Source organism: Agromyces sp. SYSU T00194, assembly GCF_040496035.1.
In the GTDB taxonomy this organism is placed as follows: domain Bacteria; phylum Actinomycetota; class Actinomycetes; order Actinomycetales; family Microbacteriaceae; genus Agromyces; species Agromyces chitinivorans.
In genome coordinates, this window is the sequence record NZ_JBEPJZ010000001.1 from 233,157 (window position 1) to 259,165 (window position 26,009).

General features: G+C 72.8%; 27 protein-coding genes. 5 read left to right on the forward strand and 22 right to left on the reverse strand.

The genetic code is table 11. The features are described from left to right. The first annotated feature begins 11 nt into the window (after positions 1-11). The 3 genes from ABZK10_RS01105 to ABZK10_RS01115 are packed head-to-tail and all read left to right on the forward strand — an operon-like array spanning position 12 to position 2,656. Positions 12-995, forward strand: coding sequence for a branched-chain amino acid ABC transporter permease (locus tag ABZK10_RS01105; RefSeq protein ID WP_353807345.1), 984 nt, complete (start codon positions 12-14; stop codon positions 993-995). Next, positions 985-1,899, forward strand: coding sequence for an ABC transporter ATP-binding protein (locus ABZK10_RS01110; protein ID WP_353807346.1), 915 nt, complete (start codon positions 985-987; stop codon positions 1,897-1,899). The genes ABZK10_RS01105 and ABZK10_RS01110 overlap by 11 nt, the downstream gene beginning before the upstream one ends. Further along, positions 1,886-2,656, forward strand: coding sequence for an ABC transporter ATP-binding protein (locus ABZK10_RS01115; RefSeq protein WP_353807347.1), 771 nt, complete (start codon positions 1,886-1,888; stop codon positions 2,654-2,656). The genes ABZK10_RS01110 and ABZK10_RS01115 overlap by 14 nt, the downstream gene beginning before the upstream one ends. Before the next feature lie 730 nt (positions 2,657-3,386). On the opposite strand, the gene ABZK10_RS01120 is transcribed toward ABZK10_RS01115, so the two are convergent. The 3 genes from ABZK10_RS01120 to groES all read right to left on the reverse strand — a co-directional run bounded on the left by ABZK10_RS01120 (position 3,387) and on the right by groES (position 6,293). Beyond that, the gene (locus ABZK10_RS01120) at positions 3,387-4,694 is read right to left on the reverse strand and encodes an ABC transporter substrate-binding protein (protein ID WP_353807348.1); all 1,308 of its coding nucleotides are present in this window, start codon (positions 4,692-4,694) and stop codon (positions 3,387-3,389) included. 209 nt (positions 4,695-4,903) lie between these two features. Continuing rightward, on the reverse strand, positions 4,904-5,908 hold the full coding sequence (gene rarD, locus ABZK10_RS01125) for an EamA family transporter RarD (protein WP_436408478.1): 1,005 nt from the start codon (positions 5,906-5,908) through the stop codon (positions 4,904-4,906). 88 nt (positions 5,909-5,996) lie between these two features. Next, entirely contained in the window at positions 5,997-6,293 is a 297-nt protein-coding gene (gene groES / locus ABZK10_RS01130; RefSeq protein ID WP_281884999.1) for a co-chaperone GroES, read from the reverse strand. 168 nt (positions 6,294-6,461) lie between these two features. On the opposite strand from groES, the gene ABZK10_RS01135 reads away from it, so the two are divergent. Next, positions 6,462-7,646: a class I SAM-dependent methyltransferase gene (locus ABZK10_RS01135; protein ID WP_353807349.1), complete on the forward strand. Its 1,185-nt coding sequence runs from the start codon at positions 6,462-6,464 to the stop codon at positions 7,644-7,646. A gap of 54 nt (positions 7,647-7,700) precedes the next feature. On the opposite strand, the gene ABZK10_RS01140 is transcribed toward ABZK10_RS01135, so the two are convergent. From ABZK10_RS01140 to glmS, 10 genes are all read right to left on the reverse strand, one after another. Continuing rightward, on the reverse strand, positions 7,701-8,168 hold the full coding sequence (locus ABZK10_RS01140) for a hypothetical protein (protein ID WP_353807350.1): 468 nt from the start codon (positions 8,166-8,168) through the stop codon (positions 7,701-7,703). An 8-nt stretch (positions 8,169-8,176) separates the two neighbouring features. Next, entirely contained in the window at positions 8,177-8,839 is a 663-nt protein-coding gene (locus ABZK10_RS01145) for a DUF4190 domain-containing protein (protein WP_353807351.1), read from the reverse strand. 40 nt (positions 8,840-8,879) lie between these two features. Continuing rightward, positions 8,880-9,206, reverse strand: coding sequence for a DUF4190 domain-containing protein (locus tag ABZK10_RS01150; RefSeq protein WP_353807352.1), 327 nt, complete (start codon positions 9,204-9,206; stop codon positions 8,880-8,882). A gap of 158 nt (positions 9,207-9,364) precedes the next feature. Beyond that, on the reverse strand, positions 9,365-10,417 hold the full coding sequence (tsaD, locus tag ABZK10_RS01155) for a tRNA (adenosine(37)-N6)-threonylcarbamoyltransferase complex transferase subunit TsaD (RefSeq protein WP_353807353.1): 1,053 nt from the start codon (positions 10,415-10,417) through the stop codon (positions 9,365-9,367). After that, positions 10,414-10,923, reverse strand: coding sequence for a ribosomal protein S18-alanine N-acetyltransferase (gene rimI, locus ABZK10_RS01160; protein ID WP_353807354.1), 510 nt, complete (start codon positions 10,921-10,923; stop codon positions 10,414-10,416). The genes tsaD and rimI overlap by 4 nt, the downstream gene beginning before the upstream one ends. Further along, positions 10,920-11,540 (reverse strand): tRNA (adenosine(37)-N6)-threonylcarbamoyltransferase complex dimerization subunit type 1 TsaB, encoded by a 621-nt coding sequence (gene tsaB / locus ABZK10_RS01165; protein ID WP_353807355.1) that lies wholly within the window; start codon positions 11,538-11,540, stop codon positions 10,920-10,922. Before tsaB ends, rimI begins: the two co-directional genes overlap by 4 nt. Positions 11,541-11,549: 9 nt before the next feature. Beyond that, entirely contained in the window at positions 11,550-12,041 is a 492-nt protein-coding gene (gene tsaE / locus ABZK10_RS01170) for a tRNA (adenosine(37)-N6)-threonylcarbamoyltransferase complex ATPase subunit type 1 TsaE (RefSeq protein ID WP_353807356.1), read from the reverse strand. Then, positions 12,038-13,177 (reverse strand): alanine racemase, encoded by a 1,140-nt coding sequence (gene alr / locus ABZK10_RS01175; protein WP_353807357.1) that lies wholly within the window; start codon positions 13,175-13,177, stop codon positions 12,038-12,040. Before alr ends, tsaE begins: the two co-directional genes overlap by 4 nt. Continuing rightward, positions 13,174-13,530, reverse strand: a complete 357-nt coding sequence (locus tag ABZK10_RS01180) for a holo-ACP synthase (protein WP_353807358.1) — start codon at positions 13,528-13,530, stop codon at positions 13,174-13,176. The genes alr and ABZK10_RS01180 overlap by 4 nt, the downstream gene beginning before the upstream one ends. A 27-nt stretch (positions 13,531-13,557) precedes the next feature. Next, a complete protein-coding gene (glmS, locus tag ABZK10_RS01185; RefSeq protein WP_353807359.1) occupies positions 13,558-15,408 on the reverse strand; it encodes a glutamine--fructose-6-phosphate transaminase (isomerizing) in 1,851 nt (616 codons plus the stop codon). Positions 15,409-15,511: 103 nt separating this feature from the next. Between glmS and coaA the strand changes: the two genes are divergently transcribed. Beyond that, entirely contained in the window at positions 15,512-16,468 is a 957-nt protein-coding gene (coaA, locus tag ABZK10_RS01190; protein ID WP_353807360.1) for a type I pantothenate kinase, read from the forward strand. 42 nt (positions 16,469-16,510) lie between these two features. Here the strand turns inward: coaA and glmM are convergent, their stop codons facing one another. From glmM to ABZK10_RS01235, 9 genes are all read right to left on the reverse strand, one after another. Beyond that, the gene (glmM, locus tag ABZK10_RS01195) at positions 16,511-17,872 is read right to left on the reverse strand and encodes a phosphoglucosamine mutase (RefSeq protein WP_353807361.1); all 1,362 of its coding nucleotides are present in this window, start codon (positions 17,870-17,872) and stop codon (positions 16,511-16,513) included. 14 nt (positions 17,873-17,886) lie between these two features. Continuing rightward, positions 17,887-18,372, reverse strand: coding sequence for a 30S ribosomal protein S9 (gene rpsI, locus ABZK10_RS01200; RefSeq protein WP_353807362.1), 486 nt, complete (start codon positions 18,370-18,372; stop codon positions 17,887-17,889). A gap of 44 nt (positions 18,373-18,416) precedes the next feature. Then, positions 18,417-18,863 (reverse strand): 50S ribosomal protein L13, encoded by a 447-nt coding sequence (rplM, locus tag ABZK10_RS01205; RefSeq protein WP_353807363.1) that lies wholly within the window; start codon positions 18,861-18,863, stop codon positions 18,417-18,419. A gap of 136 nt (positions 18,864-18,999) precedes the next feature. After that, positions 19,000-19,887, reverse strand: coding sequence for a tRNA pseudouridine synthase A (locus ABZK10_RS01210; RefSeq protein ID WP_353809581.1), 888 nt, complete (start codon positions 19,885-19,887; stop codon positions 19,000-19,002). A gap of 107 nt (positions 19,888-19,994) precedes the next feature. Next, complete coding sequence (locus tag ABZK10_RS01215; RefSeq protein ID WP_353807364.1) at positions 19,995-21,947, reverse strand: acyltransferase family protein; 1,953 nt, start codon at positions 21,945-21,947, stop codon at positions 19,995-19,997. Positions 21,948-22,061: 114 nt separating this feature from the next. Beyond that, positions 22,062-23,093 carry a GNAT family N-acetyltransferase gene (locus tag ABZK10_RS01220; protein WP_353807365.1) on the reverse strand — a complete coding sequence of 344 codons (1,032 nt, stop codon included), beginning with the start codon at positions 23,091-23,093 and terminating at the stop codon, positions 22,062-22,064. Positions 23,094-23,169: 76 nt separating this feature from the next. Continuing rightward, positions 23,170-24,213: a GNAT family N-acetyltransferase gene (locus tag ABZK10_RS01225; protein WP_353807366.1), complete on the reverse strand. Its 1,044-nt coding sequence runs from the start codon at positions 24,211-24,213 to the stop codon at positions 23,170-23,172. A 96-nt stretch (positions 24,214-24,309) separates the two neighbouring features. After that, positions 24,310-24,819 carry a 50S ribosomal protein L17 gene (gene rplQ, locus ABZK10_RS01230; RefSeq protein WP_353807367.1) on the reverse strand — a complete coding sequence of 170 codons (510 nt, stop codon included), beginning with the start codon at positions 24,817-24,819 and terminating at the stop codon, positions 24,310-24,312. 47 nt (positions 24,820-24,866) lie between these two features. After that, entirely contained in the window at positions 24,867-25,853 is a 987-nt protein-coding gene (locus ABZK10_RS01235) for a DNA-directed RNA polymerase subunit alpha (protein ID WP_353807368.1), read from the reverse strand. Positions 25,854-26,009 lie beyond the last annotated feature (156 nt).

Sequence of the window (26,009 nt, forward strand, 5' to 3'; positions counted from 1 at the left end):
AGGGGCCTGACATGCTCGACTGGGGAGCGATCTTCGGCAATGCCGCAATCGAATTCATCAGCCCGACCACCGCGGCGTACGCGCTCGCGGCGCTGGGCCTCGCCGTCCACTTCGGCTACACGGGCCTGCTGAACTTCGGCCAGGCCGGGTTCATGGCCATCGGCGCCTACGGCTACGCGCTCTCGGCGCTGCGCTTCGGACTCCCGATCTGGGCCTGCGTGCTCATCGGCATCGGGGCATCCGTCGTCTTCGCCCTGATCCTCGGCATCCCGACCCTGCGGCTGCGCGCCGACTACCTCGCCATCGTGACGATCGCGGCGGCGGAGATCGTGCGCCTGCTGTTCACGACCAACGAGTTCGACGCGTTCACCGGCTCGGCGAGCGGGCTCTCGGCCTTCCAGCGCGACCTCGAGGCCCTGAACCCGCTGCCCGACGGTTCGTACGGGTTCGGGCCGTGGAACTTCAGCGACCGCACGTGGTTCTTCCTGATCATCGCGTGGGTCGTCGTGGCGATCTGCGCCCTGCTCACCTGGATGCTCATGCGCAGCCCCTGGGGCCGCGTCATCAAGGGCATCCGCGAGGACGAGGACGCCGTGCGCTCGCTCGGCAAGAACGTCTACTCGTACAAGATGCAGAGCCTCATCCTCGGCGGCGTCTTCGGCACCCTGGCGGGCATGCTCTTCGTGTTCCCCCGTGCGGTGGTGCCGTCGTACTTCCAGCCGACGCTGACGTTCTTCGTCTACGCGATCCTGCTGCTCGGCGGCGCCGCCACCATCCTCGGTCCGATCGTGGGGTCGATGGTCTTCTGGGTCCTGCTGTCGTTCTTCTCCGGCTTCGTGGCTCGCGCCGTCGCCGCCGGCTGGTTCCCGTTCATGACCCAGGTGCAGGCCGGGCAGCTCCGGTTCATCCTCGTGGGCGTGGCGATCATCCTGATCGTCGTGTTCATGCCACAGGGCATCCTCGGCAACAAGAAGGAGTTGGCCTTTGTCAAGTGACACCGTTCCCTCGAAGCGCCCCGAGAAGACGACCGGGCTGCACGTCGGCGATCCCGCGCCGGGCGTGAAGAAGGTCGATCCGATCCTCGTCGCCGACAGCGTCAAGCGCACCTTCGGCGGTCTCACGGCCGTCGACGTCGACCACGTCGAGATCCCCCGCAACGCGATCACGGCCCTCATCGGGCCGAACGGTGCGGGCAAGACCACGTTCTTCAACCTGCTCACCGGCTTCGACCGGCCCGACACCGGCAAGTGGGAGTTCGACGGGCGTCCCCTCGCGCACGTGCCGGCCTACCGGGTCGCGCGCATGGGGCTCATCCGCACCTTCCAGCTGACCAAGTCGCTCGGCCTGCTGACCGTCATGGACAACATGAAGCTCGGCGCCAAGGGACAGTCGGGCGAGAACATCTTCCGGGCGCTCCTGCCGTTCCTGTGGCGCGGCGAGGAGCAGGCGAACGAGGAGAAGGCGCTCGACCTCCTCACCCGGTTCAAGCTCGACGCGAAGAAGGACGACTACGCGGCGAGCCTCTCCGGCGGCCAGCGCAAGCTCCTCGAGATGGCGCGGGCGCTCATGAGCGACCCGACGCTCGTCATGCTCGACGAGCCGATGGCGGGCGTGAACCCGGCGCTGACCCAGTCGCTGCTCGACCACATCCTCGACCTCAAGGCCGAGGGCATGACGGTGCTCTTCGTCGAGCACGACATGCACATGGTGCGTCACATCGCGGACTGGGTCATCGTCATGGCCGAGGGCCGCGTGGTCGCCGAGGGCGACCCGCACGAGGTCATGCAGGACCCCGCCGTGATCGACGCCTACCTGGGCAGCCACCACGACAGCGACCTCGGCGAGACCGAGTCCGAGCACGTCACGGCGATGAAGGAGCTCATCGATGACGAACAGTGAACCCAGCAGCACCCCGGTCCTCGAGCCCGAGGGCGAGATGGTCGTCGACGTGCGCGGCGTCACGGCCGGGTACCTCCCCGGTGTGAACATCCTCAACGACTGCTCGCTCCAGGCCCGCGACGGCGAGCTCATCGGCATCATCGGGCCGAACGGCGCGGGCAAGTCCACGCTGCTGAAGTCGATCTTCGGCCTCGTGAAGGTGCGCGACGGCGGCATCTTCCTGCGCGGCGAGGAGATCACCAACCTCAAGGCGAACAAGCTCGTCGCCAAGGGCGTGGGCTTCGTGCCGCAGACGAACAACGTGTTCCCGACGCTGACCATCCAGGAGAACCTCGAGATGGGCGTCTTCCAGCGCCCGAAGGACCTGAAGCACCGGCTCGAGTTCGTGGTCGACATCTTCCCCGAGCTCGGCAAGCGCCTCTCGCAGCGCGCGGGCTCGCTCTCGGGCGGTGAGCGACAGATGGTCGCCATGTCGCGCGCGCTGATGATGGGGCCGCACGTCCTGCTGCTCGACGAGCCGTCGGCCGGCCTCTCCCCCGTGCGCCAGGACGAGGCCTTCCTGCGCGTCAAGGAGATCAACCGCGCCGGCGTCACGACGATCATGGTCGAGCAGAACGCACGTCGCTGCCTGCAGATCTGCGACCGCGGCTACGTGCTCGACCAGGGGCACGACGCCTACACGGGCACCGGCCGCGAGCTGCTGAACGACCCGAAGGTCATCGGGCTGTACCTCGGCACGCTGGGCCAGGAGGAGTAGCCGCCGCACGCCGACACGTCCACGACGGGGGCGGATGCCACGGGCATCCGCCCCCGTCGTGTCACGTCCGGGCGGGCGACCGTGCGGGGCCACGGCCACCGCGCAGGGCGGCCCGCGTGTGCCTGCGTCTGTGCGCCTGCGTGCGTGCGTGCCTGCGTGCCTACGCGCCTGCGCGCCTGCGTGCCTACGTGCCTACGTGCCTACGTGCGCCTGCGTGCGCCTGATCAGCTGCGCGGGGCGCGGCAACGGTCGCACCGTCGCAGCATGTCCGACGCTCTTCAGGAGCCTCCCGCCGCGCGCTGTGGATTCCGTCGCCGCCGAGCGGCCAGGTGCACGATCAGTGCGCCCGGCCGGCCTGATCCGGCATGATGCGCCGCGGGCCGCTCCTGGGTTCCTGAATACGGAAACCCACGCGCGCGGGGCAGCGGGACACGGAGGCACGGTGGGCGCAGGCACACGTGGCGCAGGCGCACGTGGCGCAGGCACACGTGGCGCAAGCGCACGTGGCGCAAGCACACGTGGCGCAGGCACACGAGTGCGCAGGATCCGATCGTGGACACCCGGCGCACGGCAGCGCGCAGCCCCGCCCGTACGGCGATCGCGGCACCGAGGTCGGACGCCCGAGCTCGGGGCCGCGACGCTCACGAAGCGGCGGAGCGGGATGCGCCCGGGAACGACGATGGGCCCCGGCCGAAGCCGGGGCCCATCGCCTACGCGTCAGCTGCGGAGACTATCCGTCGCCGATGCGCTCGTAGGTGCCGTCGGCACCGTACTGGAAGATACCGATGGTCGCCTCGGTCGGGTCGCCGTTCTCGTCGAACGTGACCGGGCCCGACGGACCGTCGTAGTCGACCTGCTCGCCGTCGGCGAGCAGCGCAGCGGCGTCGGCGAAGGTCGTGACCTTCTCGCCCACGCCCGCGATGCCGCCCGAGACCTGCTGGAGGTACTCGGCGATGTCGGCGCCGTCGGTGCTGTTGGCCGCGTAGGCCGCGAGCGCCAGCAGGATGACCGCGTCGTACGACTCGGCGGCGTAGCTGAAGTCGGTCAGCGAGTCGTCGATCGTCAGCAGGTTGTCGGTGAAGTCACCGAGGGTGGCGGTGTCGAGACCGGGAAGGGTGCCCTTGGCGCCCTCGACCAGACCCGGCGCGAAGTCCGCGCTGTAGTCGGCCAGGTTGCCGTCGACGAAGTACAGCTTGTCGCCGGGGAAGCCCTCGCCCACGAGCGCCGGGGTGATGATCTTCGCCTGGTCGAACGTGATCAGCGCGATCGCGTCCGGGTTGGCGGCGGTCACGCCGGCGATCTGCGAGTCGAAGTTCGAGTCGCCCTCGTTGAAGAGCTCCTCGGCGACGACCTCGCCGCCGGCAGCCTCGAACGCGGTCTTGGTGAACTCCGCGAGGCCGGTGCCGTACGGGTCGTTCAGCACGATCATGCCGAGCGTCGCGTTGCCGTCCGACGCGATCAGGTTGCCGAGCACCTCGCCCTGGAGCGTGTCCGACGGAGCGGTGCGCCAGTACAGGTTGTCGTCGTCGTAGTCGGTGAAGTCGGCCGACGTGTTGGCCGGCGAGAACTGCACGACGCCGGCGGCGACGATCTGGTCGATGACGGTCTTCGAGACACCCGACGAGGCGGCGCCGACGATGCCCGAGACGTCCTGCGAGAGGAGGTCGGTCACCGAGACGGTCGCGGTGTCGGTGGTGGTGTCACCCGAGTCGCGGTAGACGACGTCGACGGTGATGCCGAGGTCGGCCTCGTTGATCTCCTGCGCGGCGAGGGCCACACCGGCCTCCTCGGGCGGGCCGAGGAAGGCGAGGGCACCACTCTGCGGGAGGATCGTGCCGATCTTCAGCGTGAGGTCACGCTCGCCGGGTTCGATCGGGTTTGCGTCGCCGGAGGCGGCCGCATCTTCGGACTCGGTCGGCTCGGACGTATCACCCGTGCTGCACGCGGTGAGGAGGAGGGCGGACACACCCGCAAGGGCGATCCCCGTCCAGGCCGCGCGAGCCGAGCGCTTGGCCGAGGCCTTCGCGATTACGCTCATGATGCTCCTAGGGACTGTTAGGACACTGGTTGGAACGGCACCCGCGAGGATGCCGTGCGTTCACAGTAGTCAGGCCCGTGAGACGGGAACAAGTCAGGGCGATCACAACCATGTAACGCCGCCTGAATCGTTACGTGGGCGTCATAATCCCGCTCGCACGACGTGTTTCCTGCGTTCCGGGCACGCTCCCACGCAACGATCGTGAGCCCTCAGATGGGGCCCACGGGCGCTTCCGGGGCGTCCCGGTCATCGGAAGCGGAAAGGGCCCTCCGGGCCGCCCTGCCGCGCCCTGCGGCCCGCGCGAGGTCCGCCAGCAGCAGTGCGATGGCGAGCCAGACCAGCGCGAACCCGACCCATCGCTCGGCCGGCATGGGCTCGCCGAGCACGGCGACCCCGACGATGAACTGGATCACCGGCGCGAGGTACTGGATGAAGCCCATCGACACGAGGGGAAGGCGGCGCGCCCCTGCCGCGAACGCGAGGAGCGGCACCGCGGTGACCGCGCCGGCGCACAGGAGGAGCACGGCGTGCGCCGGTCCCGCAGCGCCGAGCGTGAGGCCCGACGTCGCGGCGACGACCACCAGCTGCACGATCGCCACCGGGGTGAGCCACGCGGTCTCCAGCGTCAGTCCGGCGACCGCGTCGACCCGATCGCCGACGCGCTTCTTGATCAACCCGTAGCAGCCGAACGAGAAGGCGAGCGCGAGGGCGATCCAGGGCAGGCCGCCGTGCGCCACCGTGAGCACGAGCACCGCCGCGAACGAGATGCCGACCGCGATCCACTGCAACGGGCGGAGCCGCTCTCGCAGCACCAGCACGCCGAGGAAGACCGTCACGATCGGGTTGATGAAGTAGCCGAGCGACGCCTCGACGACCTGGCCGGTCGCGGTCGCGTAGACGTAGGTCTGCCAGTTGACGTAGATGAGCGCGCCGGCGGCACCCATGGTGAGCAGCACGCGCCGATCGCGTGCGAGCGCGAGCAACGGCCGCCAGGTGCGCGCGACGGTGAGCAGGAGCGCGCAGAACACGAGCGAGAGCAGCACGCGCCAGGCGACGATCTCGAACGGGCCGGTCGGCGCGAGCGCGAGGAAGTACAGCGGCAGGATGCCCCAGAGCCCGTAGGCCGCGAACGCGAACGCGAACCCGGCACGGCGCGTGCCCGCGGGGACGCCGGCTGCCGGCACGGGCGGCGGGCGCCGCGAGGAGTCGGTCACCGCTCGATGCTACGCCGCCGCGGACGGCGGGACGACGAACGGCCCGGCCGCGCGATGCGACCGGGCCGTCCGGGTGGAGCGGATGCGACTAGCGGACGACGACCGCGAGGACGTCGCGGGCCGACAGCACCAGGTAGTCCTGGCCGCCGAACTTGACCTCGGTTCCGCCGTACTTCGAGTAGATCACCTTGTCGCCGACTGCGACGTCGAGCGGGACGCGGTTGCCGTTGTCGTCGATGCGACCCGGGCCCACTGCGACGACCTCGCCCTCCTGGGGCTTCTCCTTCGCGGTGTCCGGGATGACGAGACCCGAAGCGGTGGTCTGCTCCGCCTCGACCTGCTGGATGACGATGCGATCCTCGAGCGGCTTGATGGAGACCGACACGGTTGACCTCTTTCTTGAAGAAACGAAGACTGTTTAGCACTCGCAGACTGAGAGTGCTACGTCGAGTCTAGGGGTCTGTTGGCACTCGTGCAACGTGAGTGCCAACAGGGTTGCGGATGCCGCCGGGCGGGCACGGACCGGCCGCCGCGCCGGTGCTAGCGTGGCGGGATGGATCGCGCCGAGCTGGTCGAGCTGCTGAGCCCCGAGGGCCTCCGGCTGCTCGACTCGCTCCCCCGCTGGACGGGTCGCGACCAGGTCGTGTCGACCGTCAGCCGGCTCCGCAGGGAGGGTCACTCACCGGGGGTCGTCGCGGCGGCGCTCACGCAGTCGCGCCTGCGCGCCCGCGCCGAGGCGAAGTTCGGCCCGTTCGCCGAGCGCATGCTGTTCACCGAGGCCGGGCTCGAGCAGGCCACCCGGCTCCGCGTCGCCGCGCTCCACGCGGGGCGGTTCGACGCCGCCGGCCTCCGTCGCATCGCCGACCTCGGCTGCGGCATCGGCGGCGACGCGCTCGCCATGGCCGCGATCGACCTCGAGGTGACCGCGGTCGAGGCCGACGAGGTCACCGCGGCGATCGCCGCCTACAACCTCACGCCGTTCGCGCAGGCGCGGGTGGTGCATGCCGACGCGGCATCCGTGCCCCTCGACGACGTCGACGCCGCCTGGCTCGACCCCGCCCGCCGACGGGTCGAGCAGGGCACCACGACCCGGCTCTCCGAAGCCGACTACTCGCCGAGCCTCGACACCGTCTTCGCCATCGCGGAGCGCATGCCGGTCGGCGTGAAGCTCGGGCCGGGCACCGACCGCGACGTGATCCCCGACGACGCGGAGGCCCAGTGGGTCTCGGTCGACGGCGACCTCGTCGAGATGGTGCTCTGGACCGGCGTGCTCGCCCGCGACGGCGTGCGCCGCGCCGCGCTCGTGCTCCGCGACGACGGCGCGCACGAGATGACGGCTGCGGCCGACAGCGCCGACGAGGAGACGGGGCCGCTCGGGGCGGTCGTGTACGAACCCGACCCGGCGGTCATCCGCTCGCGGCTCATCGGCGACCTGGCCCGCAGGCTCGGCGCGCGCATGGTCGGCGACGGCATCGCCTACCTCACCGCCGACGAGCTCACGGTGACCCCGTTCGCGACCGCGTTCCGGGTGCTCGAGCAATTGCCGCCCGACGAGGACGACCTCCGGCGCGCGCTGAGGCAGCGCGACATCGGGGTGCTCGAGATCAAGAAGCGCGGCGTCGACGTCGACCCGGCGGCGCTGCGGAAGCGGCTGAAGCTGCGCGGCGACCGCAGCGCGACGGTCATCCTGACCCGCGCGCAGGGGCGCCACGTCGCGCTGCTGGCGGAGCGCGCCTGAGCGCTGCCGGCGATACCCGCATCTTGAGCCCGGCCGCACGGACCGGCGACCGGGTCAGCCGATCGCGCCGAGCACGTTGACGTAGTAGACGATCCAGATGGACGAGAACAGGGTGCCGAGCGCGCCCGTGACGATGCCGACCCAGGAGCGCGACTCGTCGCCCGCGCCGCGGCGCACCCCGAGCACGCCGAAGACGATCGCGGCGATCGACAGCGGCACCGCCCAGCCGACGAACAACGCGGCCAGCAGCCCCAGGATGCCGCTGACCGAGGCGACGGTGCCGTAGAGCGAACGCTCGACGACCTCCTCCTCGGCGGCGTGCTCGTCGAGCTCGGCGTCCCAGTCGCGGTGGACGACCAGCAGCTCGGCCGTCGGGAGCTTCGCGAGCTGCCCGGTGTCCATGGGCACCTCGTACTCGCGCTGCACGGCGAGGTCCGCGGGCAGCGACTCCCCCGACGACGCGCGTCGCCCGGCCGCAGGATCCCCCGGCGGCCGGGCGACGGACTCGTCGTCGGGGAGCATCGCGCCGATCAGTAGTACAGGTAGGGGTCGGACGTGAAGATGGCCACCCACCCGATGATCGACAGGATGCCGATCGCGATGCCGACGAACCCGAGGATGATGCCCGCGAGCGCCATGCCCTTGCCGTTCGGCTCCTTGCGCCGGCCCAGGAAGCCGAGCACCACCGCCGCGGCGGGGATGAACAGCTGCAGGATGCCGCCGACGATCGGGATCCAGACCACGAGGATCGACCCGACGACGCCCAGGATGCCCGCGACGAGCGAGAGGATCGACAGCACGGCGGGCGGAGCCGCGGGTGCCGACGGCGCGCTCGCGGAGGGGCCGTACGACGCCGTCGCGGACGGACCGTAGGACGCACTCGTTCCGCTCGGCCCGTAGGCCGGCGGGACGGGCGGCGGAGGCGAGGACGCCGCGGGCGGCGCGACGGGCGGGCCCGGCGGCGCCGGCGGTGCCGTGGGCGTCTCCGGCGGTGCCGTGGGCGTCTCGGGCGCGCCGGGCGAGGGCACGACGGGCTCGGCCGGCGTCGGCGCGAGCGGCTCCTCGGGGGCCGGCGGCGCCGGCTCCTCGGGGTTGGGTGCGACGGGCTCGGCGGGCGTCGGGACGTCGGGCTCGCCGGGGGCCGGCGTCTCGGGCTCGTCGGGCTGGTCGGCCGGTACCTTCGGATCGGTCATGGTGCGCTCCTCGGGTGCGTCGGTTCCGTCGTGCGAGGGATCAGTAGTTCAGGTTGCCGGAGCTGGCGGCGATCCCGAAGATGACGACCCAGAAGAGGAGGACGATAAGGCCGATCACCAGGCCGACGTAGCCGATGACGAGGCCGGCGATCGCGAGGCCGCGGCCCTGCTCGCCCGTCTTCTTGATCTGGCTGAGGGCGATGTGCCCGGTGATGATCGCCACGAGCGAGATGAAGAACGCCGACACGAGCGAGACGATCGCGAGGACGTTCGTCTTCGGCGTGCTGCTCGGCGCGGCGGCGTACTGGCCCGACGGGGCGGGCGCTGCGGAGTAGTCGGGCTGCTGGGGAGTGTTGGGATCGGTCACGGTGGGTGCCTCCTCGTGTGATGCAGGACGACGGATGCGGTGGCGCGCATGCATCCGGGCGCCACGACGTGCGGCGCTCGTACCTCACCATAGCGTCGGGCCCGACCCGGGCACAGGAGGGTTAACCCTCGGATGTCGCAGCGTGTCGGGAACGCACGTCAGGACTGGATGCGCGTGACCGGCAGGGTCGAATCGGCGCCGAAGCCGAGCTCGGACGGCTCGTGCCCCGCCATGATGCGCTGGGCGCCGAGCGCCGCGATCATCGCCCCGTTGTCGGTGCAGAGCGAGAGCGGCGGAACGCGCAGGGCGATGCCCGCGGCAGCCGCCCGCTCCTCGGCGAGCGCGCGCAGCCGGGCGTTCGCGACCACGCCGCCACCGAGCAGCAGGCGCGGCACTCCGAGGTCGGTGCACGCCGCGATCGCCTTCGTCACGAGCACGTCGGCGACCGCCTCGCGGAAGCTCGCGGCGACGTCGGCGACCGGCACCTCCTCGCCCGCGTCCTCGCGCTGCTCGACCCAGCGGGCGACGGCCGTCTTCAGGCCCGAGAAGCTGAAGTCGTACCGGTGCCGCTCCAGGTCCTTCGGGCGGCTGAGGCCGCGCGGGAAGCGGATGGCGCGCGGGTCGCCGCCGACCGCCGCAGCGTCGATGCGCGGCCCGCCCGGGTAGGCGAGGCCGAGCACGCGCGCGACCTTGTCGAACGCCTCCCCCGCGGCGTCGTCGATGGTCTCGCCGAGCAGTTCCACGTCGGAGACCAGGTCGCGCACGAGCAGCAGCGAGGTGTGCCCGCCCGAGACGAGCAGCGCGATCGTGGGGTACTCGAACCGGTCTCCGTCGGCGAGGATGTCGGCGCCGACGTGGCCGACGAGGTGGTTCACGGCGTAGATCGGCTTCCCGAGCGCCAGCGCGAGCGCCTTCGCGGCCCCGACGCCGACCATGAGCGCGCCGGCGAGGCCGGGGCCGTTGGTGACCGCGACGGCGTCGACCTCGTCGAGCGCGATGCCGGCGCGGCCGAGCGCCTCGTGCAGGGTCGGGCCGAGCGCCTCGAGGTGGGCGCGCGCCGCGACCTCGGGCACGACGCCGCCGTAGCGCGCGTGCTCCTCCATCGAGGAGGCGATCACGTTGGCGAGCAGCGTCGAGCCGCGCACGATGCCGACGCCGGTCTCGTCGCAGCTGGTCTCGATGCCGAGCACGACGGGCGCGGTGCGGTTCACTCGGTCACCTCCACGGCGACGGATGCCGCGGGGCGGGTCACCGGCGCACTCAGGCGCGCGCGCATGACGAGCGCGTCGACCCCGTCGGGCTGGTAGTACGCCCGGCGGCGGCCGATCTCCGAGAAGCCGAGCGAGCGGTACAGCCCCTGCGCGACCGGGTTGTCGGCGCGGACCTCGAGGAAGACGTCGTGCGCCCCGCGCCGCCAGGCCTCCGCGAGCAGCGCCTGCATCAGGGCGCGCCCGAGCCCGCCGGCGCGCGCGTCGGGTGCGACGGCGATGGTCTGGATGTCGCCCTGCCCGGAGCCGCGCGGCGCGAGCAGGCCGGCGTAGGCCACGACCGTCGCCGCGTCGTCCGCCGGCGTCGCCACGAGGTAGTGGGCGTGCGGGTCGACGAGCTCGCGGGCCATCGCGTCGGCCGACCAGGCGTCGTTCACGAAGATCGACCGCTCGAGCTCCATCACCTGCTCGAGGTCGCCGATCTCGGCGCGGCGCAGCATCCAGCTCATGCGCTCACCCGCTTCGGCGCGGCGGCGGGCGTGACGTCGGGCGAGCGCAGGTACAGGGGCTCGTCGGCGGCGAACGGGACGCCCGCGGCTCCCATGCCGGCGGCGAGCGTGCCGAGCGCGGCCGCGGAGACCCGGTGCGCGTCGAGGCGCGTTCCGGCCGCCTCGGGCAGCGCGTCCGGCTTGGCCAGGCCGGGTCCCTCGACGCGCACGGGCAGGCCGTCGGCGTCGAGGCCCTCGTAGGCGCTCCAGTAGCGTTCGCGGCGGCGCGCGTCGGTCACGACGAGGAGCGGCCCGGTGCCGCCCGCGGCGTACCACTCCGCCGCGAGCGCGTCGTGGCTCACGACCGGCAGCACCGGCACGCCCGCGCCGAACGCGAACGCGTGCGCGGCGGCGATGCCCACGCGGAGGCCCGTGAACGGCCCCGGACCCATGCCGGCGACCACGGCCGAGACGTCGGCGCCGGTCGCCCCGGCGTCGGCCAGCGCCCCCGCCAGGAGTTCCCCGATCGCCTCGGCGTGCCGCATGGTGTCGTCGGTCGCGCGTTCGGCGACGACCCGGCCGTCGTCGTCGACCACGGCGACACCCGTGCCGGCCGACGTGTCGATCGCGAGCAGCATGGGTCCAGCCTACGTCCGGGCGGCGTAGCGGGTGCCCGCCCAGCGGACGCCCCGGCCGGTCGCGGTCAGCACCCGCGGCTCGTCGGCCTCGAGGTCGTCGGACGCCTCGGCGGAGGCGCCGGTCGGACGATCGATCTCGACCTCCAGCCACGACTCCGCGACGCCGTCGAGCATGCCGGCGCCCCACTCGACGACGACGACCGATCCCGCGAAGTCGATGTCGAGGTCGTCGAGCTCCATCGCGCTGCCGAGGCGATACGCGTCCACGTGCACGAGCGGCGGGCCGTCGCCGAGGCTCGGATGCGTGCGCGCGAGCACGAAGGTCGGGCTCTGCACGGGCCCGCGTACGCCGAGCCCGGCCCCGATCCCGCGGGTGAGCGTGGTCTTGCCGGCACCGAGCGGGCCGGTGAGCACGACCAGGTCGCCGCGTCGCAGCTCGGCGGCAAGCTCGCGGCCGGCCGCCTCCATGGCGTCGGCGGTCGGCACCTCGCGCGCGATCATCGCGCCTCACGGTGCGTGCGCGGCACCCTCGGCCCGATGCGCGTCACGATCTCGTAGCCGATCGTGCCCGCGGCATCCGCCCAGTCGTCGGCCGTCGGCGCGCCCGTCGCGGCTGCGCCGAACAGCACCACCTCGTCGCCCACGGCGACCTCCGCGTCGCCCGCGTCGACGAGGAACTGGTCCATCGCCACCCGCCCCACCACGGGGCGCACGGCGCCGCCGAGCAGCACCGAGGCGCGCCCGGACGCATGGCGGGGCACGCCGTCGGCGTAGCCGAGCGGCACCAGCGCGAGGGTCGTCGGCGCGCCCGCGCGCCAGGTGAGGTCGTACGAGGCACCGGCGCCCGCAGGCACCCGGCGCACGGCCGCGATGCGGCCGCGGAGCGTCATCGCCGGCACGAGGCCGAGGTCGGCACCCGTCGTACCGTCGCCGTAGGGGGTGAGCCCGTACATGCCGATGCCGACGCGCACGAGATCGAACCGGGCGTCGGGTCGCCGCAGCGCCGCGGCGGTCGAGGCGAGGTGGCGCATCGCGGGGTGCAGCCCGGCAGCCTCGGCCGCCTCGACGGCGGCGCGGAAGGCCGCGAGCTGCGCGTCGTCGTCGGCGTCGGACGCGTTGGCCAGGTGGCTGAACACCCCGTCGACGCGGAGCACCCCGGCGAGCTCGAGCTCGCGGGCACGGGCCACGACGGCGCCCCAGCGCACGGGCTCCACGCCGTTGCGACTGAGGCCGGTGTCGATCTTCAGGTGCACGGATGCCGCGGGCGCACCGCGCTCGACCGCACCCGCGACCTGCTCGAGCTGCCTCGCCGAGGACACGCCGATCGAGACCTGCGCCTCCAGCGCCGGGCCGAAGTCGAGTCCGGGATCGTGCAGCCACGCGAGGATGGGCGCCGAGAGCCCCGCGGCGCGCAGCGCGAGCGCCTCCTGCACGTCGGCCACGCCGAGCATCCGCGCCCCGCCCTCGAGCGCCGCACGCGCCACCGGCAGCGCACCGTGGCCGTAGGCGTCGGCCTTCACGACGGCCATCACCCCGGCGGGCGCCGCCGCCGCCGCGATGCGCGCGACGTTGCCGCGGATCGCATCGAGGTCGACGACGGCCTCGCGGAACGGGCCGACCGGACCGGCGCCGCTCACGCGTCCCGCTCCAGCACCACGAACGCCGTGGCGACGCCGGCGTCGTGGCTCATCGAGACGTGCACGTGCGCGATGCCCCGCCCGGCCACATGCGCGGCGAGCGCGCCGTGCAGCGCGAAGTCCGGGTTGCCCTCCGGATCGTTCACGACCTCCATGTCGTGCCAGCGGAGCACGTCGGGGCCGCCCAGCGCCTTGATCAGCGCCTCCTTCGCCGCGAAGCGCGCGGCGAGCGAACGCACCGGCCGCTCACGCTCACCCGCGGTGAAGAGGCGCTCCCGCAGCCCGGGCGTGCGCGTGATGGCGCGCTCGAAGCGCGCGACGTCGACCACGTCCACCCCGATCCCGGCGATCACCGTGCCTCCCCGATGCGAGCGTACCCGCTACTCGACCGTGACCGACTTGGCCAGGTTGCGCGGCTGGTCGACGTCGAGGCCCTTCGCGGCAGACAGCTCCATCGCGAAGATCTGCAGCGGCACGACGGCCAGGAGCGGCTCGAACAGCGGACCGGCCAGCGGGATGCGCAGCACCTCGTCGGCGAACGGCAGCACCGCGGCATCCCCCGCCTCGGCGATCGCGATGACGCGCGCGCCGCGTGCACGGATCTCCTGGATGTTCGAGACGACCTTCGGGTGCAGCGAGGCCGAGTTGCGCGGACTCGGCACGACCACGAACACGGGCTGGCCCGGTTCGATCAGCGCGATCGGGCCGTGCTTCAGCTCACCGGCGGCGAAGCCCTCGGCGTGGATGTACGCGAGTTCCTTGAGCTTCAGCGCGCCCTCGAGGGCGATCGGGTACCCGACGTGGCGTCCGAGGAAGAGCACCGATCGGGTGTCGGCCATCCAGTGCGCCAGCTCGGCGATGCGCGCGCCCTGCTCGAGCACCGTGGCGAGCTTGTCGGGCACCTGCTCGAGCTCGCGCGCGGCCGTCGCGAGCTGTGCCGGCGTCGACGTGCCGAGCACGCGCGCCAGGTGGAGGCCGAACAGGTAGAGCGCCGCGATCTGCGCGACGAACGCCTTGGTCGATGCGACCGCCACCTCGGGGCCCGCGTGCGTGTAGATGACGGCGTCCGACTCCCGCGGGATCGTCGCGCCCTGCGTGTTGCACACCGAGATCGTGCGCGCGCCGTGCTCGCGGGCGTACTTCACGGCCATCAGCGTGTCCATGGTCTCGCCCGACTGGCTGACCGAGATCACGAGCGTGTCCGGGCCGATCACCGGCTCCCGGTAGCGGAACTCGTGGCTGAGCTCGACCTCGACCGGGACCCGGGCCCACTTCTCGATCGCGTACTTGGCGACCATGCCCGCGTAGGAGGCCGTGCCGCAGGCGATCACGATGATGCGGCGGATGCTCCGCAGCACGTCGTCGCCGAGATCCTCGAGCTCGCCCACGACGACGCCGCCGTCGACGAGCCGCCCGCGCAGCGTGTCGGCCACAGCGGTCGGCTGCTCGCTGACCTCCTTCTGCATGAAGCTCGACCAGCCGCCCTTGTCGGCCGCGTCGGCGTTCCACGCCACCTCGAACGGCTCGACCGGGACCGGCGCCCCGTCGAAGTCGGTGACGGTCACCTCGTCGGCCGTGATCGCCACGATCTGGTCCTGGCCGATCGCGACGGCGTTGCGGGTGTGCTCGACGAAGGCCGCGACATCCGAGCCCAGGAAGTTCTCCCCCTCGCCGAGCCCGATCACGAGCGGCGAGTTGCGCCGGGCGCCGACGACCAGGCCCGGGGCGTCGCGGTGCACCGCGAGCAGCGTGAAGGCGCCGTCCAGGCGCGTGACGACGCGGCGGAAGGCCTCGACCAGGTCGCCGGTCGCGCGGTACTCGCGACCCAGCAGCACGGCCGCGACCTCGGTGTCGGTCTCGCTGGCGAACTCGGCGCCGCCTGCGACCAGCTCGTCGCGCAGCGCGGCGAAGTTCTCGATGATGCCGTTGTGGATGACCGCGAGCCGTCCCTCGTCGGCCAAGTGCGGGTGGGCGTTGCGGTCGGTCGGCCCGCCGTGCGTGGCCCACCGCGTGTGGCCGATGCCGGTGCCCCCCGCGGGCACGGGGTGCGCCGCGAGCTCGTCGACCAGGGTCTGGAGCTTGCCCGCCTTCTTGCTGGTGCCGAGGTTGCCCTCGTCATCGATGACCGCGACCCCTGCCGAGTCGTAGCCGCGGTATTCGAGGCGACGCAGGCCTCCGAGAAGGACGTCCAGGCTGTTGGCATGCCCGACGTACCCGACGATTCCACACATGGGGGCGATTGTATCCGCGCCCGGCCGTGCCCTTGCTGCATGCCGCTCGGCGGCCGTGGACGGGCGGCCGGAGCAGCATGGGCGCGTGGCTAGACTGTCCGCGATGTCCGATCCCGCGACCGCACCCGTCGCCGTGCAGCACCTGTCCCCCTTCGTCGAGCTCGACCGGGCGGACTGGGCGGCGCTGGCGCCGTCGATGCCGCAGCCCCTCACCGAGGTGGAGCTGGTGCAGCTGCGCGGACTCGGCGAGCCGCTCGAGCCCGACGAGGTCGCGGAGGTGTACCTGCCGCTCAGTCGGCTGCTGAACCTCTACGTCGGCGGCATGACGCACCTGCACCGGCTCACCAGCGACTTCCTCGGCGAGCGCGCCGAGCGCACGCCGTTCGTCATCGGCGTCGCCGGGTCGGTCGCGGTCGGCAAGTCGACGATCGCCCGCCTGCTCCGCGAGCTGCTCTCGCGCTGGGAGCACACGCCGCGGGTCGAGCTCGTCACCACCGACGGCTTCCTGCTGCCGAACGCCGAGCTCGCCCGTCGCGGGCTGATGGAGCGCAAGGGGTTCCCCGAGTCGTACGACCGGCGCGCGCTGCTGCGCTTCGTGAGCGACGTCAAGGCGGGTGCGCCCGAGGTGCGGGCGCCCTTCTACTCGCACCTCGCGTACGACATCGTCCCCGACGCGCAGGTGACGGTGCGCCGTCCCGACGTGCTGATCGTCGAGGGCCTCAACGTGCTGCAGCCGCCCGCACCGGGCCACCGGCTCGCCGTGAGCGACCTGTTCGACTTCTCGATCTACGTCGACGCACGCACGCAGGACATCGCCCACTGGTACGAGGAGCGGTTCCTGCGGCTGCAGCGGGGCGCGTTCGCGAACCCGAACTCGTACTTCCACCGCTTCGCCGACCTGAGCGAGGAGCAGGCGCGGATGCGCTCGCGCGAGATCTGGCGCACGATCAACGAGCCCAACCTCATCCAGAACGTGCGGCCGACGCGCTCGCGCGCGTCGCTGGTGCTCCGCAAGGACTCCGACCACGCCGTCTCGAGCGTGCTGCTGCGCAAGATCTGACCGCGCGCGATCGGCGAGGGGCGACGGATGCCCCGGGCCGGCCTACGCCGAGAGCTCGGCGCGCACGACCTCGGCCAGCGCCTCCGCGTGCCGCTGCGCCACGTCCTGCTCGGCGGCCTCGACCATGACGCGCACCATCGGCTCGGTGCCCGAGGGGCGGAGCAGCACGCGACCGGAGTCGCCCAGCTCCTCTTCCGCGGCACGCGTGGCGGCCTCGATCCGGGCGTTGCCGGCGAGCGCGTCGCGGTCCACGCCGCGCACGTTCAGGAGCACCTGCGGGTACACGGTCATGACGTCGGCCAGGTCGGCGAGCGACCGGCCGGTGCGCGCGACCTCGGCGGCCAGGTGGAGCCCCGTGAGCACCCCGTCGCCCGTGGTCGCGAAGTCGGTCATGATGACGTGGCCGCTCTGCTCGCCACCGAGCGCGAGTCCGTCGGCGGCCAGCGCCTCGAGCACGTAGCGGTCGCCGACCTTCGTCTCGACGACGCGGATGCCGTGCTCGGCCATGGCGCGGCGCAGCCCCAGGTTGCTCATGACCGTGGTCACGAGCGTGTCGTCGGTCAGTCGCCCGCGCTCCTGCATCGAGATCGCGAGGATCGCCATGATGCGGTCGCCGTCGACGACCTGGCCGCGGTGGTCGACCGCGAGGCAGCGGTCGGCGTCGCCGTCGTGCGCGATGCCCAGGTCGGCGCCCCGCTCGAGCACGGCGGCCTGCAGCACGTCGAGGTGCGTGGAGCCCACGCCGTCGTTGATGTTCAGCCCGTCGGGGTCGGCGCCGATGACGGTGACCTTCGCGCCCGCGAGGGCGAACGCCTCGGGCGAGACGCCGGCAGCGGCCCCGTGCGCGCAGTCGATCACGACGTGGAGGCCGTCGAGCCGGTTGGGCATCGTGCCGATGAGGTGCAGCACGTAGCGGTCCTCGGCGTCGGCGAACCGACGGACGCGCCCGACGTCGCCGCCGACCGGGGTGAGCTTCTCCTCACCGAGCCGCGACTCGATGCGGTCCTCGACCTCGTCGGGCAGCTTGGTGCCGCCGAAGGAGAAGAACTTGATCCCGTTGTCGGGCGCCGGGTTGTGCGACGCCGAGATCATCACGCCGAAGTCGGCGTGCTCGCTCGCGATGAGGTACGCGGTCGCCGGGGTCGGGAGCACGCCGGCGTCGAGCACGTCGATGCCGGAGCTCGCGAGTCCCGCGACGACCGCCGCGGTGAGGAACTCACCGGAGATGCGGGGGTCGCGCGCGACCACCGCCACGGGCTTGCGGCCCGCCGCGCGGATGGACTCCGCGTGGCGACCCTGCGTGAGCACGAGCGCCGCAGCCTGGGCGAGTTCGAGGGCCAGCCCTGCCGAGAGTTCCCGGTTGGCCAGCCCCCGGACACCGTCCGTGCCGAAGAGGCGAGGCATGGAGCCGTCGGGCCTCAGCGCTTGGAGAACTGGGGCGCCTTGCGGGCCTTCTTGAGACCGGCCTTCTTGCGCTCGATCACGCGCGCGTCGCGGGTGAGGAAGCCGGCCTTCTTGAGGGTCGGGCGGTTGTGCTCGCGGTCGATCTCGTTCAGCGCACGGGCGATCGCCAGGCGCAGCGCGCCGGCCTGGCCCGAGGGGCCGCCGCCGGTGATGCGGGCGGTCACGTCGTAGCTGCCGCGCAGGTCGAGCACGGTGAACGGGTCGGTGATGAGCTGCTGGTGGAGCTTGTTCGGGAAGTAGTCCGCGAGCTCACGGCCGTTGACCGTGATGCCGCCGGCGCCGGGAACGACGCGCACGCGGGCGATGGCCTGCTTGCGGCGGCCGACGGCTGCGCCGGACACGTTGAGGATGACGCGCTCCGAGGCCGGGGTCTCGGTCGGCGCGCTCTCGGTGGTGTAGCTCTCGGGAGCCTGGTCGATCTGGTCTGCGATCTTCGCCACGATGAATGAATCCTTTGGTCTTGAACGTCGAGAGGGGAGCGCCGCTACTGGGCGATCTGGGTGAGGGTGTACGCCTTCGGCTGCTGGGCCGCGTGCGGGTGCTCCGCACCGGCGTAGACCTTCAGCTTCTTGATCTGGGCGCGACCGAGCGAGTTCTTCGGGAGCATGCCGCGGACCGCCTTCTCGACGGCGCGGACCGGGTTCTTCTCGAGGAGCTCGGCGTAGGTGACGGCCGAGAGGCCGCCCGGGTAGCCGGAGTGGCGGTACGCCTTCTTCTGCTCGGCCTTCTGACCGGTCAGGGCGACCTTGTCGGCGTTGACGATGATCACGAAGTCGCCGGTGTCGACGTGGTTCGCGAAGGTCGCCTTGTGCTTGCCGCGCAGCAGGGCTGCGGTGTGGCTGGCGAGACGGCCGAGCACGATGTCGGTCGCGTCGATGACGACCCAGTCGCGCTGGATCTCGTTCGCCTTGGGGGTGTAGGTGCGCGTCACGGAAGTGCTGCTTTCTGATCGAGAGAGGGGTTCGTGAATCCCGCTCCGTCGGGAGTTCGCCCGCGATGCGGTCGAACGCCCGGGTGGAGGGCTCATCTTCGGATGCCGACACTGGTGGCGGCACCAAAGAGACAGCTTAGCCCACGATCCCGTCGGCGTGCAATTCACGGCGTGCCCGGGTCTGGCGCGCCCGATCGGCGAGCTCGTCATCGCCGGGGTAGCCCACCTCGGTGAGCACGAGGCCCTTCGCGGGCATCACCCGGAACGCGCTCGTGCGCTCACCCGCGCGCATCAGCGCGAGCGGGGCGTCCAGGCCGAGCCTGCCCTCCCCCACGGCCACGCACGCCCCGACCAGGGCTCGCACCATCGAGTGGCAGAACGCATCGGCCTGCAGGGCGGCGACGAGCACGCCGTCGGGCTCGCGCCGCCAGTCGAAGGCCTGCAGGGTGCGGATCGTCGTCGCCCCCTCGCGGGGTCGGCAGAACGCCGCGAAGTCGCCCAGCCCGAGCAGGGAGCGCGCCGCGGCGCCCATCGCCGCCGCGTCGAGGGGCTGCGGATGCCACACGGTGCTCGCCCGCACGAGCGGATCGCGCGTCGCGCGCGCGTCGGCGACCCGGTACTCGTAGCGGCGCCAGACCGCCGAGAACCGCGCGTCGAAGCCCTCCGGGGCGATCACGGCACCCGAGACGACCACGTCGGAGTCGTGGGCGCCGAGGATGCCCGAGAGCCGGCGCAGCAGCACCCCGGCCGGGTCGACGGCGCGGCCGGAGCGCGGGTCGCCCCGGCGGGGACGGGTGACCTCCGCGAGGGCGTCCGCGTCGACGTCGAGGTGGGCGACCTGGCCGCGGGCGTGCACGCCGGAGTCGGTGCGCCCCGCAACGGTCAGTCGCGGCGCCGTGCCGGAGCGGCGGAAGAGCGTGCCGAGCGCCTGTTCGATCACTCCCTGCACGGTGCGCTGCCCGGGCTGGGCGCTCCAGCCGTTGAACGCGGTGCCGTCGTAGGCGATGTCGAGTCGCAACCGCACGTTGCCGCCGGGGTCGGCCGGCGCCCCGGCGCGCTCGCCCGCGGCATCCGTCGACTGCTCGTTCACGCCACCAGCCTACGGTCGTGGCCCGCGCGCACGCCGCACGGTCAGCGCAGCCGGCCGAACGCGGCCGCGAGCGCATCGGCGTAGAGCGCGCCGCCCGCGGCGAGGGGATGGATGCCGTCGCCCGCGAGCGCCTCGGGGTGCGGCGACACGGCGGCGTTCCAGCCGCTCACCGCGGTGCCGCCGTTGGCGTCCGAGACCCGCGCCAGCCGCTCGTTCACCACCCCCGCCCACGACGTGCCGGCCACGTCGACGAAGACCACGTGCCGCCCGGTGCCGGCAATGTCGACCACCTGCTGGTACGCGGCGTCAGGGCCGTCGCCGTTCGTGCCGAGCGCGACGACCACGTACTCGCGGAGCGATCCCGACGCGGCCAGCGACTGCACGATCGCCGGTCCCTCCCGCACCTGGCGCGACACGGCCGCGTCGATCGCGATGCCGGGGAAGCGGCGCTGGAGCTCGGGCGCGGCGGCGAGCAGGACGGAGTCGCCGATGGCGGTGATCCGGTCGCCCGACGGGAGCGCTGCGGGCTCCACCGGCGGTGCGGGGGGCGGTGCCGGCTCGGGTGCAGGCTCCGGCTCCGGCTCGGGTGCAGGCTCCGGCTCGGGTGCAGGCTCCGGCTTGGGCCACGCCTCCGACGCCCCGGCGGCCGCCTGCCCCCCGGGCGTGGGCCCAGGCGTCTCGGCCGGCGCCTCCGCCTCCGCCACCGCGTCGGCGCCGCGCTCGATCGCCGCCGCCGCGCTCGTGCGGTGCGGGGCCGACGCCACGCCGTATGCGGCGACCGCGACGAGCATCGCGACGACCGCCGCCGCGACGGCGAGCGTGACGGCACGTGCGAGCGAACCCCGGGGCACCGCCGCCGCGACCCTCCGCGCCGTGCCGCGGAACCCGAGCCGCCGCACCGGCACCTCGACGAATCGGTACGAGGCCGTGGCCGCACCGAGCGTGATCGCCACCGCGGCCGCCGGCGCGATCCAGGCGGGCGACTCCGGCCCGAGGACCGCCACGACGAGCACCAGCACCGGCCAATGCCAGAGGTAGAGCCCGTACGCGCGCACGCCCACCCAGCGCATCGGCCCGGCGTCGAGCAGGCGGCCGACGGCGGGCGCCGCGACGACGAGCCGGATGATCCCCGCGGTGACGAGGCAGGCGAGGAGCATCCCGCCGCGGTACGGAGCGGCCCCGGCCGGGTCGAGCACGCGCATCAGCAGCACCAGCACGGCGAGCAGCGCGACGACGGCGAACGCGCCGGCGAGCGGGGCGAGGCCGCGTGCGGGTGCACGACCGGCCGGAGCATCCGCCCGCCGCTCCAGCTGCAGCGCGAGGAACGCGCCGACCAGCAGTCCGAACGCGTGCGTGCCGGTGCCGTAGTACGCCGCCGTCGGGTCGCCGGCCGCGACCACCGCCATCGCCACGGCCGAGAGGCCCGCGGCGTAGCCCACGACCCAGAGCCGGATCGCCGACGGCGAGGTGCGCGCCAGCGCGACCAGCAGGAGCGGCCAGAGGAGGTAGAACTGCTCCTCGATCGCGAGCGACCACAGGTTGCGGAACAGCTCCGGGGCGGTGGCGCCGAGGTAGTCGGCCTGCGCCGCGATCGCGAACCAGTTGTAGCTGAAGGTCGCACCGCCGAGGAGCTGCCATCCGAGGCCGACCAGCACGTCGCCGCCGACGAACACCGCCACGACCGCGCAGGCGAGCAGCACGAGGCCGAGCGCCGGCAGCAGGCGCCGCGCCCGGCGCACCCAGAAGGCGCGCACGGCGATGCGCCCCGAGGCCGCCCGCTCGCGCAGGAGCAGCGTGGTGATGAGGAACCCGCTGATGACGAAGAAGACGTCCACGCCGAGGAAGCCGCCGGGCAGCACCGCGCCGCCCAGGTGGAACAGCAGCACCGCGACCACGGCGATCGCGCGCAGGCCGTCGAGCCCGGCGACGCGCGTCGTTCGCGTCGCGGGAGGCCGCGCCGCCGGCGTCGTCGCGTCGACCGCCTGCACGTCCACCGCGCCCCCTCCCCGGTCGTCCGGGCGACCCCCGCCCCGACCCGGCACACGATACGCGCACCGGCCCGCGACGGCGCGCCGCTCCGCGCCGACGCGCCGGGCCCGCCCGCGGGCTCAGAGCACGATCGTGTAGCTCGTCTCGCGCTGCGTTGGGGCGTAGCCCATGCCCGTGTACAGTCCCAGCGCACCGGTCGGGCTGTCGCTGTCGACGTCGAGCACCGAGCGTTCCAGCCCGGCGGCCCGCGCTGCGTCGAGGTGTCGGGCGAGCAGCGCTCGCGCGATGCCGCGGCCCCGCGCGTCGCGCACGACGCCCACCAGCCCCACGTACGTGCCCGAGAACCCCTGCCGGGCCCAGTCCTCCTCGTTCACCTCGGCGAGCACGAACCCCGCGACGCGGCCGTCGGCGTCGGCCGCGACGACGGAGAGGTCGGCCCGGAACACGTCGGACCCGGTGAAGCGACTCCACTGCTCCGCGCTCATCGACTGGCTGCCCCAGTGGTCGCGGAAGGCGTCGTTGCGGGCCGCGAGCGCGGCCTCCGAGAACGACGGGTCGTACGGCGCGAGCCGCACGCCGTCGGGGTCACCCCCGTCGTCGATCGGGTCGGCGAGCACGCGCTCCAGCCCCAGGAAGTAACGCGCCGGCGCGAACCCCGCCCGCCGGACCATCGGCCCGGTGCGCGTCGCGCGGTCGTCGGCGTAGACCACGATCCAGCCCGGCAGCCGGGCGTCGGAGGCGGCGAGCTGCTGCCGTGCGCGTCCGACCTGCCACGCGAGCAGCTCCCGGCCGATCCCGAGCCCGCGGGCGTCGGGGTGCACGCCGCCGAAGAGGATGGAGCGCACCAGCGTCTCGCGGCCGGGCGGGCAGACGACGAGCCCGTGCGCGATGGCGCGGCCGTCGGCGTCGTACCCGATCAGCGAGTCGAGCGCGGGCTCGACGTGGCTGATGTCGTACTCCTCGAGGACCTCCTCGCGCGTCGGGAGGTAGTTCGGGTGGTCGGCCGTGCCGATCGCGTGGTCGAGGGCGACGAGCGCGTCGTGGTCGGCCCCCGTCACCGGGTGCCAGTCGACGACCAGCGGATGCGACGGGAGCCGGAGTTCGGTCGGTGCGGCCACCCGCTCCGAGAGGGGTGCGGGGGTCTCGCTCATGGGCTCAGCGTAGCGGCGCGCGGGGCGTGCCACCGGGTACGGGGCGGGCGGGGCGGGCAGGCCCGCTCGCGAGCGCTCAGAACTCGATCGAGTACGCGAACTCGCGGTGCAGCTCGCGATAGCCCATCGACTCGTAGAGCGCGTTCGCCCCGGTCGGGCTGTCGGCGTCGACCTCGAGCACGCTCGACGAGAACCCGGCCGCCGCTGCGGCGTGCAGGTGCTCCGCGAGCAGGCGACGCGCGATGCCCCGGCCCCGGCCCTCGCGGCGGACGCCCACGTACTCGACGTAGATGCCGGTCTCGCCCTCGTGCGCCTCGGACGCCTCGTACTCGCTGGCGAGGAGGAACCCGACCACCCGGTCGCCGTCGACCGAGACGAACGACAGGTCGCCGCGGAAGCCGTCCCCGCCGACGAGGTGCCCCCACTGCTCCGACGACATCACGTCACTCCCCCAGTGGTCGCGGAACGCGTCGTTGCGGGCGTGCCGCACGCCCTCCGCGTCGGCGTCGCCGTAGCGCCGCACCGCGGCATCCGCCCCGGGGATCCCCGGCAGCGGCTCGGCGAGATCGCGCGAGAACTTCAGGAAGTAGCGCTTGACGGCCATTCCCGCGTGCTCGAGGAGGCGACGGTGCTCGGGAGTGCGCTCCTGCGCGTAGCCGAAGACCACGCCGGGCAGCAGGGAGTCGCTCGCCGAGAACTGCTCGATGCCTCGCGCGAGCTCCCAGTCGAGCAGCACGCGGCCGATGCCGCGGCCGCGGAGGTCGGGGCGCACGCCGCCCATCAGGAAGCTGCGCACCATGAACTCGGCGCCCGCCGGGTTCAGCACGAGCCCGTGCGCCGCGAGCGTGCCGTCCGCGGCGAACCCCAGCACGCTGTCGCGCGCGAGGTCGAGCTCGCTCCGGCCCAGCAGGTCGGCGACCTCCTCGCGGCTGGAGCGCCACTCGGGGTGGTCGGCCGCGGCGAGCGCGTGCTCGAACGCGGTGATGACGTCGACGTCGGCGACGGTGGCGGCGCGCCACTCGCGGACGTCGGGATGGGCGAGGACGGCGCTGCGGCGGGCCGACGCGACGCGGTCGCGCAGCGGCTCCTGCCGCGGCTCGGGGTGCAGGGACTCGGTCATCGTGCCATTCCTTTCCGGCGCCGGCCGGCGCCTGGCGACGACGAACGCCCCGGGCGGAACCCGCCCGGGGCGTTCATGCGATGTGGGACGCGGAGGTCACTTGGCCTCGGCGTCGGCCTCCTCGGCGACCTCGGTCGACTCCTCGGCGGCGGGCGCCTCCTCGACGACGGCCTCCTCGGCCACGGGCTCCTCGGCCACCGGCTCCTCGGCGGCGGGCGCGGCCTTGGCCGGCTTCGCCTTCGGGGTCACCGGCTCGAGCACGAGCTCGATGACCGCCATGGGGGCGTTGTCGCCCTTGCGGTTGCCGATCTTGGTGATGCGCGTGTAGCCGCCCTCGCGGTCGGCCACCTGCGGCGCGATCTCGGTGAAGAGCTCGTGCACGACGCCCTTGTCGCGGATGACCGCGAGCACCCGGCGACGGGCGTGCAGGTCACCGCGCTTGGCGAAGGTGACGAGGCGCTCGGCGAACGGACGCAGGCGCTTGGCCTTGGTCTCGGTCGTCGTGATGCGCTTGTGCGTGAACAGGCTGCTGGCGAGGTTCGCGAGCATGAGACGCTCGTGCGCGGGTCCGCCTCCGAGGCGGGGGCCCTTGGTGGGCTTGGGCATTGTTCTGTATCTCCAGTAGTGGGGTGTGCGAGGCGCGCGCGGCGTGCCTAGTTCTCTTCGTCGAACCCGGTGTAGAAGTGCGCGCCGTCGAAGCCGGGAACCGAGTCCTTCAGCGACAGGCCCATCTCGGTGAGCTTGTCCTTGACCTCGTCGACCGACTTCTGGCCGAAGTTGCGGATGTTCATCAGCTGCGTCTCGCTCAGGGCGACGAGCTCCGAGACCGTGTTGATGCCCTCGCGCTTCAGGCAGTTGTACGAGCGGACCGACAGGTCGAGGTCCTCGATCGGGATCGAGAGCTCGCTCGAGAGCACGGCGTCGACCGGCGCGGGGCCGATCTCGATGCCCTCGGCCGCGTTGTTCAGCTCGCGGGCGAGGCCGAACAGCTCGGTGAGCGTGCGCCCGGCCGACGCGATCGCGTCGCGCGGGGTGATGGCGGCCTTGGTCTCGACGTCGACCACGAGGCGGTCGAAGTCGGTGCGCTCGCCGGCACGCGTCGCCTCGACGCGGTAGGTGACCTTGAGGACCGGCGAGTAGATCGAGTCGACCGGGATCTGGCCGGCCTCGGAGAACTCGCTGCGGTTCTGGCTGGCCGAGACGTAGCCGCGGCCGCGCTCGATGGTGAGCTCGAGCTCGAACTTCGCGGTGTCGTTCAGGGTCGCGATGACGAGCTCGGGGTTGTGCACCTCGACGCCTGCCGGGGCCGAGATGTCGGCCGCGGTGACCTCACCCGAACCCTGCTTGCGCAGGTAGGCGGTGATGGGCTCGTCGTGCTCGCTGGAGACGACCAGGTTCTTGATGTTGAGGATGATCTCGGTGACATCCTCCTTCACGCCCGGCACGGTGGAGAACTCGTGCAGGACACCGTCGATGCGGATGCTGGTGACGGCGGCACCGGGGATCGACGACAGGAGGGTGCGGCGAAGCGAGTTGCCGAGGGTGTAACCGAAGCCCGGCTCGAGGGGCTCGATCACGAAACGCGAACGGAACTCCGAGATGTTCTCTTCCGTGAGCGTGGGACGCTGTGCGATCAGCACTATGGATTCCTTTCGGCTCAGTGCCCGCTATATGACACTTTGCGATGGAGGCCGGGTGGCTGGCCCGGCCGGATATGGAGTTGTGAGAGAACGGATGCGCCGGTCGGGCGCCGGACGACGGCGCGACGGACCGAGTGGCCCGCCCGATGCGCCGAC

Bases quoted from the DNA above. Each gene is read 5' to 3' on its own strand.
- ABZK10_RS01105 (WP_353807345.1), top strand. From the start codon at position 12: ATGCTCGACTGGGGAGCGATCTTCGGCAATGCCGCAATCGAATTCATC.
- ABZK10_RS01115 (WP_353807347.1), top strand. From the start codon at position 1,886: ATGACGAACAGTGAACCCAGCAGCACCCCGGTCCTCGAGCCCGAGGGC.
- ABZK10_RS01120 (WP_353807348.1), bottom strand. From the start codon at position 4,694: ATGAGCGTAATCGCGAAGGCCTCGGCCAAGCGCTCGGCTCGCGCGGCC.
- ABZK10_RS01135 (WP_353807349.1), top strand. From the start codon at position 6,462: ATGGATCGCGCCGAGCTGGTCGAGCTGCTGAGCCCCGAGGGCCTCCGG.
- ABZK10_RS01140 (WP_353807350.1), bottom strand. From the start codon at position 8,168: ATGCTCCCCGACGACGAGTCCGTCGCCCGGCCGCCGGGGGATCCTGCG.
- ABZK10_RS01145 (WP_353807351.1), bottom strand. From the start codon at position 8,839: ATGACCGATCCGAAGGTACCGGCCGACCAGCCCGACGAGCCCGAGACG.
- rimI (WP_353807354.1), bottom strand. From the start codon at position 10,923: ATGAGCTGGATGCTGCGCCGCGCCGAGATCGGCGACCTCGAGCAGGTG.
- tsaB (WP_353807355.1), bottom strand. From the start codon at position 11,540: ATGCTGCTCGCGATCGACACGTCGGCCGGCACGGGTGTCGCCGTGGTC.
- tsaE (WP_353807356.1), bottom strand. From the start codon at position 12,041: ATGATCGCGCGCGAGGTGCCGACCGCCGACGCCATGGAGGCGGCCGGC.
- glmS (WP_353807359.1), bottom strand. From the start codon at position 15,408: ATGTGTGGAATCGTCGGGTACGTCGGGCATGCCAACAGCCTGGACGTC.
- coaA (WP_353807360.1), top strand. From the start codon at position 15,512: ATGTCCGATCCCGCGACCGCACCCGTCGCCGTGCAGCACCTGTCCCCC.
- glmM (WP_353807361.1), bottom strand. From the start codon at position 17,872: ATGCCTCGCCTCTTCGGCACGGACGGTGTCCGGGGGCTGGCCAACCGG.
- ABZK10_RS01220 (WP_353807365.1), bottom strand. From the start codon at position 23,093: ATGAGCGAGACCCCCGCACCCCTCTCGGAGCGGGTGGCCGCACCGACC.
- ABZK10_RS01225 (WP_353807366.1), bottom strand. From the start codon at position 24,213: ATGACCGAGTCCCTGCACCCCGAGCCGCGGCAGGAGCCGCTGCGCGAC.
- rplQ (WP_353807367.1), bottom strand. From the start codon at position 24,819: ATGCCCAAGCCCACCAAGGGCCCCCGCCTCGGAGGCGGACCCGCGCAC.